This window comes from Kribbella sp. NPDC104740, from assembly GCF_055583505.1.
This window is the reverse complement of the sequence record NZ_JBVJNV010000006.1, coordinates 415,148-429,287: the sequence shown is the minus strand read 5'-3', so window position 1 is coordinate 429,287 and position 14,140 is coordinate 415,148. Positions and strand designations below refer to the sequence as shown.

The 14,140-nt window shown below is 70.3% G+C and carries 10 protein-coding genes; all 10 read left to right on the top strand.

Going from position 1 to position 14,140, the window contains the following annotated elements:
- Positions 1-150 precede the first annotated feature (150 nt).
- Complete coding sequence (locus ACZ6Z4_RS30035; protein WP_465571853.1) at positions 151-2,037, top strand: ABC transporter ATP-binding protein; 1,887 nt, start codon at positions 151-153, stop codon at positions 2,035-2,037.
- Between the two features lie 106 nt (positions 2,038-2,143).
- A complete protein-coding gene (locus tag ACZ6Z4_RS30030) occupies positions 2,144-4,900 on the top strand; it encodes a DEAD/DEAH box helicase (RefSeq protein WP_465571529.1) in 2,757 nt (918 codons plus the stop codon).
- A gap of 49 nt (positions 4,901-4,949) precedes the next feature.
- Positions 4,950-6,122 carry an SWIM zinc finger family protein gene (locus ACZ6Z4_RS30025; protein ID WP_465571526.1) on the top strand — a complete coding sequence of 391 codons (1,173 nt, stop codon included), beginning with the start codon at positions 4,950-4,952 and terminating at the stop codon, positions 6,120-6,122.
- 126 nt (positions 6,123-6,248) lie between these two features.
- Positions 6,249-6,728, top strand: coding sequence for a GNAT family N-acetyltransferase (locus ACZ6Z4_RS30020; RefSeq protein WP_465571523.1), 480 nt, complete (start codon positions 6,249-6,251; stop codon positions 6,726-6,728).
- A 154-nt stretch (positions 6,729-6,882) separates the two neighbouring features.
- Positions 6,883-8,559, top strand: a complete 1,677-nt coding sequence (locus ACZ6Z4_RS30015; protein WP_465571519.1) for an ABC transporter substrate-binding protein — start codon at positions 6,883-6,885, stop codon at positions 8,557-8,559.
- Positions 8,560-8,567: 8 nt separating this feature from the next.
- Positions 8,568-9,521 carry an ABC transporter permease gene (locus ACZ6Z4_RS30010; protein ID WP_465571516.1) on the top strand — a complete coding sequence of 318 codons (954 nt, stop codon included), beginning with the start codon at positions 8,568-8,570 and terminating at the stop codon, positions 9,519-9,521.
- The gene (locus ACZ6Z4_RS30005; RefSeq protein ID WP_465571513.1) at positions 9,521-10,405 is read left to right on the top strand and encodes an ABC transporter permease; all 885 of its coding nucleotides are present in this window, start codon (positions 9,521-9,523) and stop codon (positions 10,403-10,405) included. The genes ACZ6Z4_RS30010 and ACZ6Z4_RS30005 overlap by 1 nt, the downstream gene beginning before the upstream one ends.
- On the top strand, positions 10,402-11,382 hold the full coding sequence (locus tag ACZ6Z4_RS30000; protein ID WP_465571508.1) for an ABC transporter ATP-binding protein: 981 nt from the start codon (positions 10,402-10,404) through the stop codon (positions 11,380-11,382). The genes ACZ6Z4_RS30005 and ACZ6Z4_RS30000 overlap by 4 nt, the downstream gene beginning before the upstream one ends.
- Positions 11,379-12,371 (top strand): ABC transporter ATP-binding protein, encoded by a 993-nt coding sequence (locus tag ACZ6Z4_RS29995; protein ID WP_465571505.1) that lies wholly within the window; start codon positions 11,379-11,381, stop codon positions 12,369-12,371. The genes ACZ6Z4_RS30000 and ACZ6Z4_RS29995 overlap by 4 nt, the downstream gene beginning before the upstream one ends.
- The gene (locus ACZ6Z4_RS29990; RefSeq protein WP_465571502.1) at positions 12,368-14,140 is read left to right on the top strand and encodes a gamma-glutamyltransferase family protein; all 1,773 of its coding nucleotides are present in this window, start codon (positions 12,368-12,370) and stop codon (positions 14,138-14,140) included. The genes ACZ6Z4_RS29995 and ACZ6Z4_RS29990 overlap by 4 nt, the downstream gene beginning before the upstream one ends.

Here is a 14,140-nt window from a genome sequence, read left to right as displayed (position 1 = left end):
TTATACTCCGTACATCGTACCCAGTTTAAATCCTGTTGACCTCTAGTTAAGTCGAGGTCCTACGGTCGTCGGAAAGTGTCGGTGGTCCGCGAGACCATCGCCACACCCTGGCCCACGATCGACCTCCGGAGCACAACCGTGAGCATGGAAATGACCGCGTGGAACTCGCTGTACCACGCGATGAACGCGCAGGAAGAGAAACGTCCGTTCTCCAAGGCGACGCTGAAGCGGATCCTCGCTTTCGCGCGTCCGCACCGGCGGCTCCTGGTCGCGTTCCTGGTGCTCAGTACGGCGGCCGCCGTGCTCGCCGTCGCGACCCCGATCCTGGCCGGCGAGGTGGTCGAGGCGATCGTCGACGGCAAAGCGGTCAGCATGGTGCTGTGGCTGGCCGGACTGATCGCGGTGATCGCGGTCGCCGAGGCCGGGATCAGCCTGTTCACCCGCTGGCTGTCGGCGCGGATCGGCGAGGGGCTGATCCTCGACCTGCGGACCGCGGTCTTCGACCACATCCAGAAGATGCCGATCGCGTTCTTCACCCGGACCAGGACCGGCGCGCTGGTCTCCCGGCTGAACAACGACGTGATCGGCGCGCAGCGCGCCTTCAGCGACACCCTGTCCGGTGTCGTCAGCAACCTGGTGATGCTCGTCCTCACGCTCGTGGTGATGCTCAGCCGGTCGTGGCAGATCACGGTGCTGGCGCTCGTCCTGCTGCCGGTGTTCGTGATCCCGGCCCGGCGAATGGGTGCACGGCTGGCGTCGCTGGAGCGCGAGGCGGCGAACTACAACGCCACCATGAGCACCCAGATGACCGAGCGGTTCTCCGCGCCCGGCGCGACGCTGGTGAAGCTGTTCGGCCGGCCGGTGCGGGAGTCGAAGGAGTTCGCCGACCGGGCGCGGCAGGTGCGCGACATCGGCGTCCGGACCGCGATGGTCCAGTGGGTGTTCGTGACCGCGCTGACGCTGGTCTCCGCGCTCGCGCTCGCCGTCGTCTACGGGCTCGGCGGGTTCTATGCGCTGCGCGACCAGCTAGACGCGGGCACGGTGGTGGCGATGGCGCTGCTGCTTACCCGGCTCTACGCGCCGCTGACCGCGCTGGCGAGCGCGCGGCTCGAGGTGATGACCGCGCTGGTCAGCTTCGAGCGGGTCTTCGAGATCCTCGACCTGAAGCCGCTGATCCAGGACAAGCCGGACGCCGGGCGGGTGCCGGAAGGGCCGGTCGCGGTCGAGTTCGACGACGTACGGTTCGCGTACCCGTCGGCCGACAAGGTGTCGCTGGCCTCGCTGGAGGAGGTCGCGAAGCTCGACACCCGCGGTGGTGAGGAAGTGCTGCACGGGATCTCGTTCCGGGCCGAGCCCGGTCAGATGATCGCCCTGGTCGGTACGTCGGGAGCGGGCAAGTCGACGATCGCCCAGCTGATCCCCCGCCTGTACGACGTGGACTCTGGCGCGGTCCGGCTCGCGGGCGTCGACGTACGGGACGTGACGGCCGAGTCGTTGCGGGACACGCTCGGGATGGTCACGCAGGACGGGCATCTCTTCCACGACTCGATCCGGGAGAACCTGCTGCTCGCGCGGCCGGAGGCCTCGGAGGAAGAGCTGTGGGACTCGTTGACGCGGGCTCGGTTGGGTGACCTGATCCGTTCGCTGCCGGATCAGTTGGACACCGTGGTCGGCGAGCGCGGGTACCGGCTGTCGGGTGGTGAGCGGCAGCGGCTGACGATCGCACGGTTGCTGCTCGCGCAGCCTCGGGTCGTGATCCTCGACGAGGCGACGGCGGCGCTGGACTCGACGTCGGAGGCCGCCGTGCAGGCGGCGCTGGCGGAGGCGTTGGACGGCCGTACGGCGGTGGTGATCGCGCACCGGTTGTCGACGATCCGGGCGGCCGATCTGATCCTGGTGATCGAGGCCGGGGTTGTGGTCGAGCGGGGAACTCACTCGGAGCTGCTGGCGTTGGGTGGGCGGTACGAGGAGCTGTACCGGACGCAGTTCGACCAGCCGACGGCCGAGGACGAGGTGGTGGTGGCCGGGAGGTCGTGATGCGCGGGGCCGGGGTCGTGGTGGGTGTGAGTGCGTGCTGCTGGTGGCGACGGAAGGTACGGGGTTGGTAGTAGCGGTGGGAGTTTCGGCCGAGGTTGCTCAGTTGGTGGCGGTGTTCCGGCCGGCTGATCCACCCCGGTCGGGGACCGTGGCGTTCTGGTCGCCTGACGGGGAGGCGCTGCCGCTGGGGATCGGTGAGCATGTCGACCTCCAGGTGGTGGCGCCGGTCGACGGCGCTGTGCGACCGCAGGTTGTCCGGGCGATGGAGCTGCCGGTGGGTGAGGCGGTTGCGTTGCTCGGGCGGGCGCGGAAGTCGGCCGGAGCTCATCCGTCGGTGGGGTTCTGGGGTGCGGTGTCGCTGGTGGCGTTGCAGCTGGTGGCGCGGGGGCGGTTGCTGCCGGGGGTTTCGGCTGGTGGGCATGACGCGTGGAGAGTTGGACCGTACGACCAGCCGGATGTCGAACGGGTGCTGCAGTTGGCTGAAGCGATGCCTGCTGAGGCACGTGCAGTACCTGATGAGAACCTTCGGCTTCCTGTTGCCGAGGATCTTGTTCGGGCGTTCCTCGACGCGGTTGCCGATGGCATGCCTCGGTCTGCGGCTGCCGCCAAGGCTCATGGGACCGATCTCTTCACCGCGAAGGCACCGCAGCGGGTCGAGCGGTTGCGGTCGTGGGCGGACGAGGTCTCGGCCGGGCTCGACACCGGCGTACGGATCTCCCTGCGGATCGACCTGATCGAAGGCGACGACCTCGGGCTGCGGGCCAACGTACAACTCCACAGCCTGCAGGACCCGACGCTCGTCGCGGACGCCGCCGATGTGTGGGCGGGCGACGTACCGGGGTTCGGCCCACGGGCGCGGATCGACGCGACGCTGGCGATCCGGCGCGCGGCACGCGTCTGGCAGCCGCTGCATCAGCTGCTCGACGCCGCCGTACCGGATCGGCTGGAGCTGTCCGACGACGAGATCGCCGGGCTGCTCGCGAGCGGCGCGCAGCGGCTCGCGGCCGCGGGGGTCGACCTGCACTGGCCGCGCAGCCTCGGGCGGGCGCTGACTGCCCGGGCCGCGATCACCACCACGCCGGACACTCCCCCGTCCGACCTGCCGAGCTTCTTCGGCGGCGACAGCACCCTCGACTTCAGCTGGCAAGTTGCGCTCGGCAACGATCCGCTGAGCAGCGAGGAGATGGACCGGCTCGCCGAGGCGACCCGTCCGGTGGTCCGGCTGCGCGACCAGTGGATGCTGGTCGATCCCGAGGTCGCCCGCAAGGCGCGCGAACGAATCCTGAAGCCGGTCACGCCGATCGACGCGCTCGGTGCCGCGCTCACCGGTACGGCCGAGATCGACGGTCAGCACGTCGCGGTGACGCCGACCAAGTGGCTCGACGACCTGCGCGCCCGGATCGCCGACCCCGACCGCTCCGACGAACCACTCGAAGCACCCGAAGCGCTTCAGGCGACCCTCCGCGACTACCAGCTGCGCGGCCTGCAGTGGCTGGCCCGGATGACGTCGCTCGGACTCGGCGGCTGTCTCGCCGACGACATGGGTCTCGGCAAGACGATCACGCTGATCTCGTTGCATCTCCACCGCCAGACCAACGACGCGACCGCGGGCCCGACGCTGGTCGTCTGCCCGGCGTCCCTGCTGGGGAACTGGGAGCGCGAGGTCAACAAGTTCGCGCCCGGTACGCCGGTCCGCCGCTTCCACGGGACCAGTCGCTCGCTCGACGACGCCGACACCGGGTTCGTGCTCACGACGTACGGGACGTTGCGGCGGGACGCGAAGAAGCTCGCCGGGCATCGCTGGGGTCTGCTCGTCGCCGACGAGGCGCAGCACGTGAAGAACCCCGCCTCGGGCACGGCGAAGGCGCTGCGCACGGTTCCGGCGCAGGCGCGCGTCGCCCTGACCGGTACGCCGGTCGAGAACAACCTGTCCGAGCTGTGGGCGATCCTCGACTGGACGACGCCGGGGCTGCTCGGCCGGCTCGGTACGTTCCGCAGCCGGTGGGCGACGCCGATCGAGGCCGACAAGGACCAGGAGATCGCCGACCGGCTCGCGACGTTGGTCCGGCCGTTCCTGCTGCGGCGCAAGAAGTCCGACCCGGGCATCGCGCCGGAGCTGCCGCCGAAGACCGAGACCGACCAGACCGTGTCGCTGACCCGCGAGCAGGCGGTGTTGTACGAGGCAACGGTGCGCGAGCTGATGGAGGAGGTCCGGTCGAGCAGCGCGATGGCGCGGCGCGGGCTGATCGTGAAGCTGCTGACCGGCCTGAAGCAGATCTGCAACCACCCGGTGCAGTACCTGAAGGAGCCCGCGGGCGCGAAGCTCGCCGGGCGGTCGGGCAAGCTCGAACTGCTCGACGAGCTGCTCGGCACGATCCTCACCGAGGACGGCGCGGTGCTGATCTTCACCCAGTACGTCGCGATGGCGCGGCTGCTGGAGCAGCACCTCGCGGACCGCGGCGTCGGCACCCAGCTGCTGCACGGCGGTACGCCGGTGCACAAGCGCGAGGAGATGGTCGAGCGGTTCCAGGCCGGGGAGGTGCCGGTGTTCCTGCTGTCGCTCAAGGCGGCCGGTACCGGGCTGAACCTGACGCGGGCGGATCACGTGGTGCACTTCGACCGGTGGTGGAATCCGGCAGTCGAGGACCAGGCGACCGATCGCGCGTACCGGATCGGGCAGACCCGCCCGGTGCAGGTGCACCGGTTGATTGCCGAGGGCACCATCGAGGACCGGATCGCGGCGATGCTGACGAGCAAGCGAGCGCTGGCGGACGCCGTACTGAGTGCGGGTGAGGCGGCGCTGACCGAGCTGTCGGATGCCGAGCTGGCCGATCTGGTCGAGCTGCGGGGTGGTGTGCGATGAGCGGCGAACAGCTGGTCGGCATCGGCGCGCGACTGCGGGGTGGGGTGCGATGAGTACGGCGAAGGGGTTCGTGCCGTTTCCCGCGCAGCGGGGGCGGAGTACGCGGGGGCGGTCGTGGTGGGCGCGGGCCTGGGTGCAGGCGATGGAGGACACGTCGCTGGACAACGGTCAGCTGAAGAAGGGCCGGCGGTTCGCGAACTCGGGGCAGGTCGGGACGATCACCGTCAGCCCCGGCCGGATCGCGGCGCTCGTCGAGGCGCCGGAGGACCGGTACGAGTCGGCGGTGCTGGTCGAGCAGCTGGACGACGACGACTGGAGCCGGTTCCTGGACGAGGTCGGGTCACGCGCGGGGCACATCGCGGCGCTGCTCGACGGCGACATGCCGCACGATCTGGTCAGCGCGGCCGAGGACGCGGGCGTGCAGCTACTGCCGGGGATCGGCGATCTCGATCCGTCGTGCACGTGCGATGCATGGGAGCTGCCGTGTCAGCACGCGGCTGGGTTGTCGTACCAGGTGGCGTGGTTGCTGGACGACGATCCGTTCGTGCTGCTGCTTCTGCGCGGGCGATCGCGCGAGGACCTGCTGGACGAGCTGCAGCGGAGGGCGACTGTCGCGCCAACCTCAGGGATCCAACAAGAGGTCGGCGTCGACGCGGCCTCTGCGTTCGCAGCGCAGGTCGGAGTACTACCGGCGCCTCCGGAGTTACCAGGCAAGGTGTCCCTAGAGGACTTGCCGATCACCGGCACGGCTCCCCTGGAGTCCGTCCTGTCGCCGTTGCTCGTGCTCGATGCCGCCCGCCGAGCGCGCGGGTTGCTGAACGCTTTGCTGGCGGGCGATTCCGGACCGTGGGAGCTCGACGAGTGGCAGGACTCGGTGCGCCTCGCGGCCGAGTACCCGGAGCTGCGGGACAGGCTGGCGGGGACGGAACGCCTCGCGGCCGGCGTACAGGCGTGGGAGTACGGCGGCGCGCCGGGCCTCGACGTGCTGCTCAACGCGTGGGCTCCGCAGGGCGGTGAGCTTGTCAGGGCGCGGACCGAGGTGCAGGCGGCGAGCGACGAGGACGTCGACCTGGAGATCACCGGGAACTGGCTGACCGCGTCGACCGTGCAGCTGCGCCTCGACCGGGTCGGCCGCTGGCATCCGTACCGCCTGGTCGACAACGAGTGGCAGCCGGCCGGCCCGGCCGACCGAGACCCGACCGCAGCCTTCGCCGCTCAGTAAGTCGAGCGACAGCAGCGACGCAGCAGCACTAGTGTGACCACCGACGACCAGGGAGAGAGGAGTTGAGGCGTATGACCGCGCAGTGCTGGTCCCTGCCCGACTCCTCCTGGTCGAAAGGTCTTTCCGTTGTCCACCACCTGGATCACCCGCGCCGAGTCCGGCGCTGACAGCACCGCCGTCGACGCGGTCAACTTCCACGCGTTCGGCCGCCGCCTCGAGCCCGACATCGTCCTCCGGCTCCGCGCCTCGAGCGCCTGGATCCCCACCCTCTCGTACGTCGCGACGCGTGCCGACGAGATCGTTGCCCACGCACTGCTGAGTCGTTGCCACATCGACGAATCCCCGGCGCTCGTGCTCGGGCCGGTCGCCGTCCTGCCGCAGTACCAGGGCGCCGGCGCCGGGAGTGCGACGATCCGGGCCGCGCTCGAAGCGGCCCGGGCCGAAGGCGAGCACGCGGTCGTCGTACTGGGGCATCACGAGTACTACCCGCGGTTCGGTTTCCGGCAGGCGACCGACTTCGGCATCCACAGCCCGTACGACGGCCCGAACCAGATGGCCCTCGGACTCGTCGCGGAGCGCATACTCCCCCGCGGCACCATCCGCTAGCCCACGGCCTGGGAAGCCTGAAAGACGGAGGAAATCCTTCACCGGGCCGGGATGCAAATCGGTAAAAGCTTGCACCAAACACTCCGAACCCCTTGCGCGCCTGCCTTGTATACATGAAACAGTCGACGGAACCGCTCATCCCCTGGAGGACGAAATGTTCCGTCGAACTCCGTCGCCGCTGAATCGTTCCACTCGGTGGCAGACCGCTCCCCCGGCCGCCCTGCTCGCCCTCGTCCTCGCGGCCACCGCCTGCTCACCGGTCCAGTCCGGCGACAACCCGTCCGGCGGCGGCGACCAAGCCGCCGCCGGCCAGGACGTCTTCGGCGACGCCGCCGACGCCGCGCAGGTCAAGGCCGGTGGGACGCTGACCGTTGCCCTGTCGGCCGATCCGGACAAGCTCGACCCGACGCTGTCGCGCAGCCTGTACTCGCGCTACGTCTTCCACACCATGTGCGAGAAGCTGTACGACCTCGGCCCGGACGCCAAGATCGTGCCGCAGCTCGCGACCGCGCTGCCGACCGTCGCGGCCGACGGCCTGAGCCTGACCATCCCGCTGAAGGAAGGCGTCAAGTTCGCCGACGGCGGCACGCTGGACTCGGCCGCCGTGAAGGGCTCGATCGAGCGCGGCCTGACGCTGGCCGGTTCCGGCCGCAAGAGCGAGCTCGGCCCGATCAGCGGGATCGAGACGCCGGACCCGAAGACCGTCGTGATCAAGCTGTCCAAGCCGTTCGCCCCGCTGACGGCCGCTCTGGCCGACCGGGCCGGCATGGTGCTCAGCCCGGCCGCCGTCGCCAAGCTCGGCGCGAACTTCTCCACCGCACCGGCCTGCGTCGGCCCGTTCAAGTTCGCCAGCCGGGTCGCGCAGAACTCGATCAAGGTGGTCAAGGACCCGCTGTACTACGACGCCGCCAAGGTGCACCTGGACGCGATCGAGTACCGGATCATCACCGACTCCAGCATCCGCTCGGCCAACCTGCGCTCCGGTGACGCGCAGATCGCCGACTCGCTGTCGACGCAGGACGCGCCGGAGCTGCAGAAGGACAGCAGTATGACCGTGCTGCAGTCGCAGTCGCTGGGCTACCAGGGCCTGACCATCAACGTCGGCAACGCCGAGGGGATCGGCAAGCCGGTCAAGCAGCTCGACACCCCGATCGCGAAAGACCCGCGGGTCCGGCAGGCGCTGGAGGCGTCGATCGACCGCGAAGCGCTGGTGAAGACGATCTTCAACGGGCTGAACACGGTGGCCTGCTCGCCGATCTCGCCGAAGAGCGAGTTCACCAGCGAGGCCGCGCAGGTCTGCCCGGGGCACGACCCGGCCAAGGCCAAGGAGCTGCTGCAGCAGGCGGGCGTCAGTACGCCGTACAAGGTGGAGATGATCACCTCGAACAACCCCGACTCCTTGCGGCTGGCCCAGGCCCTGCAGGCGATGGTCAAGGAGGGCGGCTTCGATCTCGTGATCAAGCCGGTCGAGTACGCGTCGCTGCTGGACCAGCAGGACCGTGGTGACTTCGAGCTGCTCCAGCTCGGCTGGTCGGGCCGGGTCGACCCGGACGCGAACATCTTCAACTTCGTCGGCACCGGCGGCAGCCAGAACGTTGCCGGGTACAACAGCCCCGAGGTGGACAAGCTGCTCACCGACGCCCGGCAGGCCAAGGACCAGGCCGAGCGGGTCAAGCTGTACGGCGACGTGGTGGCCAAGCTGCAGCAGGACGACCCGCTGATCTACCTGTACCGCCAGCGCAACCTGACCGGGGTCAGCAAGAAGGTGCTCGGCGTCCAGACCTACCCGGACGGGGTGATCCGGACCGCCTTCGCCGGTTTCGCGAAGTAGGCGGGGCGATGCGCCGCTACCTGCTGGGCCGGCTCTGGCAGTCGGCCGTGACCTTGCTGCTGGCAACGATCGTGGTCTTCCTCGGGGTCCGGGCGCTGCCCGGCGACCCGGCCCTGGCGCTGGCCGGGGAGGACCGCGATCCGGAGTCCCTGCGCGCGATCCGCGAGCAGTACGGGCTGGACGACTCGCTGCTCGTGCAGTTCTGGCAGTTCGTCAGCCACGCCGTACGGGGTGATCTCGGAGTGTCGATCAGAACGGGAGAGAGCGTGACCGGGATGCTCCGGAGCGCTCTGCCCGTGACGCTGGAGCTGTCGCTGCTCGCGATCGCCGTCGCCGGGGTGATCGGCATCGGCGCCGGCGTCGTCGCGGCGGTGCAGCGCGGGCGGCCGGCCGAGTGGGCGGCGAACGCGCTCGCCCTGCTCGGGCTGTCGGTGCCGAACTTCTGGCTCGGCCTGATGGCGATCCTCTACCTGTCGGTCGCGCTCGGGCTGTTCCCGGCGTCCGGTTTCGTGCCGTTCTTCACCGACCCGATCGCCAACCTGCACCACCTGGTGCTGCCGGCGCTGATCCTCGGGACCGGCCTCGCGGCGGTCATCATGCGGCAGACCCGGTCGTCGATGCTGGACGCGCTCTCGGCCGACTACATCCGGACGGCGGAGGCGAAGGGCCTGCGGCCGAGCGCGGTGATCGGCCGGCACGCGCTGCGCAACAGCCTGATCGTGGTCGTCACGATCGTCGGGCTGCAGCTCGGGGCGCTGATCTCCGGCGCGGTCGTCACCGAGCGGATCTTCGCGCTGCCCGGTTTCGGCAAGCTGACCGTCGACTCGGTCTTCCAGCGCGACTACCCGGTGATCCAGGCCGTCGTGCTGGTCACCGCGACGGCGTACATCGTGATCAACCTGCTGGTCGACCTGCTCTACTCGGTGATCGACCCGCGCATCCGGGTGCGAGGTGAGTCCTGATGGCTGTTGCCGACGTCAACGTCTCGGCCGGCGCCCCGCTGTCGTCGCGGCGCCGCAAGGTGGTCAAGCGGATCCTGCGCAACCCGCTGGCGATCGCCGGGCTGGTCGTGCTGGTGCTGGCCGTCGTGGTCGCGGTCCTCGCCCCCTGGATCGCGCCGCACGAACCGACCGACACGCACCTGAGCGAGGCCTTCGGCCCACCCGGTACGCCGGGCTACCTGCTCGGCACCGACGACCTCGGCCGCGACGTACTGGCCCGGATCATGTTCGGCCTGCGCGCCTCGCTGCACGTCGGGTTGCTCGCGGTCGCGACGTCGCTGGTGGTCGGCGTACCGCTCGGGCTGATGGCCGGGTACTTCCGCGCCGTCGACGCGCTGATCTCGCGGTTCACCGACCTGGTGCTGGCGTTCCCGTTCCTGATCCTGGCGGTCGGGCTGGCCGCGATCCGCGGCGCCAGCCTCGGCAACGCGGCGATCGCGATCGGGATCGCGCAGATCCCCGGCGTGATCCGGATCGTCCGCTCGGAGACGCTGCGGCTGAAGTCGCTCGACTTCGTCGCGGCGGCGATCGTCGAGGGCGCCGGGGACCTGTGGGTGCTCGGCCGGCACATCCTGCCGAACGCCGCGTCGGTGGTGATCGTGCAGGCGACGGTGGCGATCCCGGCCGCGATCCTCGGCGAGGCGGTGCTGTCGTTCCTCGGGCTCGGCATCCAGCCGCCCGCGCCGAGCCTGGGCACGATGCTGTCCGACGCCCAGCAGTTCGCGACCCGGGCGCCGTGGGCGGCGGTGATGCCGGGGCTGGCGATCATGCTGCTGGTACTCGCGTTCAACATCGTCGGTGACAGCCTGCGCGACGCCCTCGACCCGAAAGCGAGCCGCCGATGAGCACGATCCTCGAGGTCAAGCAGCTATCGGTCGGCTTCCGCACCGAGGACGGTCACGTGTCGGCCGTCGACAAGGTCGACTTCTCGGTCGCTGAGCAGGAAGTGCTGGCCGTGGTCGGTGAGTCCGGCTGCGGGAAGAGCGTCACCGCGATGAGCATCGCCGGCCTGCTCCCCCGCTCGGCGAGCGTCGACGGCTCGGTGAAGCTCGACGGTGTCGAGCTGATCGGCGCCGACAAGCGCACGCTGCGGTCGATCCGCGGCCGCGAGATCGCGTACATCTTCCAGGAGCCGATGACGTCGCTGAACCCGGTCTTCACCGTCGGGCGCCAGATCGGCGAGGTGCTCGGCGTGCACAACGGGCTGTCCCGCGCGGCGGCGCGCAAGCGCGCGATCGAGCTGCTCAAGCTGGTCGGCATCCCGTCGGCCGACCGCCGCGTCGACGACTACCCGCACCAGCTGTCCGGCGGGATGCGGCAGCGGGTGATGATCGCGATGGCCGTCGCCTGCGACCCGAAGGTGCTGATCGCCGACGAGCCGACCACCGCACTCGACGTCACCATTCAGGCCGGCATTCTCGACGTACTGCGTGGCCTGCGGGAGCGGCTCGGCACGAGCATCGTGCTGATCACCCACGACCTCGGAGTCGTCGCCGACCTCGCCGACCGGGTGGCCGTCATGTACGCCGGCCGCGTGGTCGAGACGGCCGAGGTGCACGACCTGTTCGCCCACCCCACTCACCCCTACACCGCCGGGCTGCTCGGAGCATCGCCCGCGGCCGGACGGCACGCGGGCAGCGACCGCCTCAACGAGATCCCGGGCCTCGTCCCGGTGCTCAGCGAGCAGCCCGACGCCTGCACGTTCGCCGACCGCTGCCCCCGAGCACTGGACACCTGTACGACGGAGCAACCGCTCCTGACGGCAGACGCCCACCAGGTGGCGTGCTGGAACCCGGTCCGTGAGCCGGTGGAGGCCCGATGAACGCGTTGGAGATCGAAGACCTGGTCATGCACTTCGGACCGGTCAGAGCTGTCGACGGAGTCTCGCTGCAGATCCGCAAGGGCACAGTGGTCGCCCTGGTCGGTGAGAGCGGCTCCGGCAAGTCCACAGTCGGCCGCTGCATCGTCCGGCTCCTGGAGCCGACCGGTGGGACAGTCCGGCTCGCAGATGCCGACATCACTCATCTCAACCGCCGACAGCTCCGCAAACACCGCCGCGACGTGTCCATCGTGTTCCAGGACCCCGCCGGCTCGCTGGACCCGCGGCTGTCGGTCGGCGACATCGTCAGCGAGCCGCTACGGCTGCAGCGGCAGCGGGACACCGCTGGAGCCGTTGCTGACTCGCTCCGGCGAGTAGGGCTCCGCCCGGAGGTCGCACACCGCTCGCCGCACGAGCTGTCGGGTGGCCAGCGCCAGCGGGTGAGCATCGCGCGGGCACTGATCTCCAAGCCGAGCCTGCTCGTCGCCGACGAGCCGACCAGCGCACTGGACGTGTCGGTGCAGGCGTCGGTGCTCAACCTGCTGGCTGACCTGCAGCGGGACCTGGGCTTCGCCTGCTTGTTCATCACGCACGACCTGTCCGCCGTCGAGTACCTGGCCGACGAAGTCGCGGTGATGTACCTGGGTCAGCTGGTCGAGCAGGGGCCTCGGGAGCGCATCTTCGGCGTACCGAAGCATCCGTACACGCAGGCGCTCCTGTCGGCGGCTCCGGTGCCCGACCCGGCGACCCAGCGGGCGCGGCAGCCCGTGCTGCTCGGCGACGACCTGCCGTCCCCGATCGACCCGCCCAGTGGCTGCCGGTTCCACACCCGCTGCCCGGTGGCGGTGGACAGATGCCGGACAGTCGTCCCGGAGTCCCGGGTGATCGGGGAGGGTGGACACCGGGTCGCGTGCCACCTGGTCGCCGACGACGGCACCGGCCCGGACGTACGGCGTACGCAAGACACGACTGACACAGGAGCTGCCCGATGACCTTCACCACCCGGCCCACGCTGCGCGGCACGTTCGGGATGGTCTCGTCCACGCACTGGCTGGCGTCGCAGTCGGCGATGCGGGTCCTGGAGCTCGGCGGCAACGCGTTCGACGCGGCCGCCTGCGCCGGGTTCGTGCTGCACGTGGTCGAGCCGCACCTCAACGGGCCTGGCGGGGAGGTCCCGGCGATCGTCGCGACCGCCTCCGACCCGACGCCGCGGGTGCTCGCCGGACAGGGCGTGGCACCAGCGGGCGCGACCATCGAGCACTACAAGTCGCTGGGCCTCGACCTGGTGCCCGGCTCCGGTCCGCTGGCAGCGACAGTGCCCGGTGCGGTCGACGCGTGGCTGCTGCTGCTCAGGGACCACGGGACGCTGCCCCTGCGGACTGTGCTCGAGCCGGCGATCGACTACGCCCGCAACGGGCACCCGGTCGTACCGCGGGTCGGTGACACGGTCGAGACCGTGCGGGAGCTGTTCACCGAGCACTGGCCGACCTCTGCGGAGCTGTGGCTGCCTCACGGACAGGGGCCCAAGGCGAACCAGCTGTTCAAGAACCCGGCGTACGCCGACACTCTGGAGCGACTGGTCGTTGCCGGTGAGTCCGCTGGCTCCGACCTGGTCGCACAGGTCGAGGGCGCTCGGCTGGCGTGGCGGGAGGGTTTCGTCGCGGAGGCGGTCGACGAGTTCTCGAAGAAGCCGCACCGGGACTCCAGCGGCGAGGACCACGCCGGGCTGATCACCGGCGCCGACATGGCGGCGTTCAGCGCGACCTGGGAAGACGCGGCGACGCTGGACTGGCACGGGCACACCGTGGCGAAGACAGGTCCGTGGGGCCAGGGGCCGGCGCTGCTGCAGTCGCTCGCCGTACTGGCTGAGCTGGGTGACCCCAGCGAGCTTGACCTGACCAGTGCTGAGGCCGTCCACACCACTGTCGAGGTCATGAAGCTGTCGTACGCCGACCGCGAGGCCTGGTACGGCGACGGCGCCGACGTACCGCTGAAGACGCTGCTCTCCCCCGCGTACGCCGCTGCTCGGGCGGCGCTGGTTGGCGCAGAGGCGTCGCTGGAGCTGCGGCCTGGTCAGCCGGACGGGCGCAAGCCGCAGCTGCCTTCGGTGACGACCAGTGGTGCGGCTGTCGACGCGACTGTCGGGGAGCCGACGGTGGCGCCTGACGGCGGGACGCGTGGCGACACCTGTCACGTCGACGTGATGGACCGGTGGGGCAACGTCATCTCAGCCACGCCGAGTGGTGGGTGGCTGCAGTCGTCGCCGGTGATTCCGTCGCTCGGGTTCCCGCTGGGGAGCCGGGCGCAGATGTTCTGGCTCGAGGAGGGGCTCGCGTCGTCACTGGCTCCTGGCAAGCGGCCGCGGACGACGCTGACGCCGACGCTGGTGCTGCGGGACGGCGTACCGGTGCTGGCTTGTGGGTCGCCGGGTGGGGATCAGCAGGACCAGTGGCAGCTGCTGTTCCTGCTGCGGACGCTGGCTGGTGGGCAGGACCTGCAGGAGGCGATCGACGCGCCTGCTTGGCACACCACTGGGTTCCCGTCGTCGTTCTACCCGCGGGCGACCGAGCCGGGTGGGCTGGTGCTGGAGAGCCGGCTCGGTGCCGGCGTGCGGGACGAGCTGGTACGCCGTGGGCACGTGGTGACGGAGTCGGATCCGTGGAGCCTCGGCCGGTTGTGTGCGGTGGCGCGGGAAGCGGACGGCGTACTGGCGGCGGCTGCGAACCCCCGCGGGATGCAGGGGTACGCAGTGGGCCGCTAG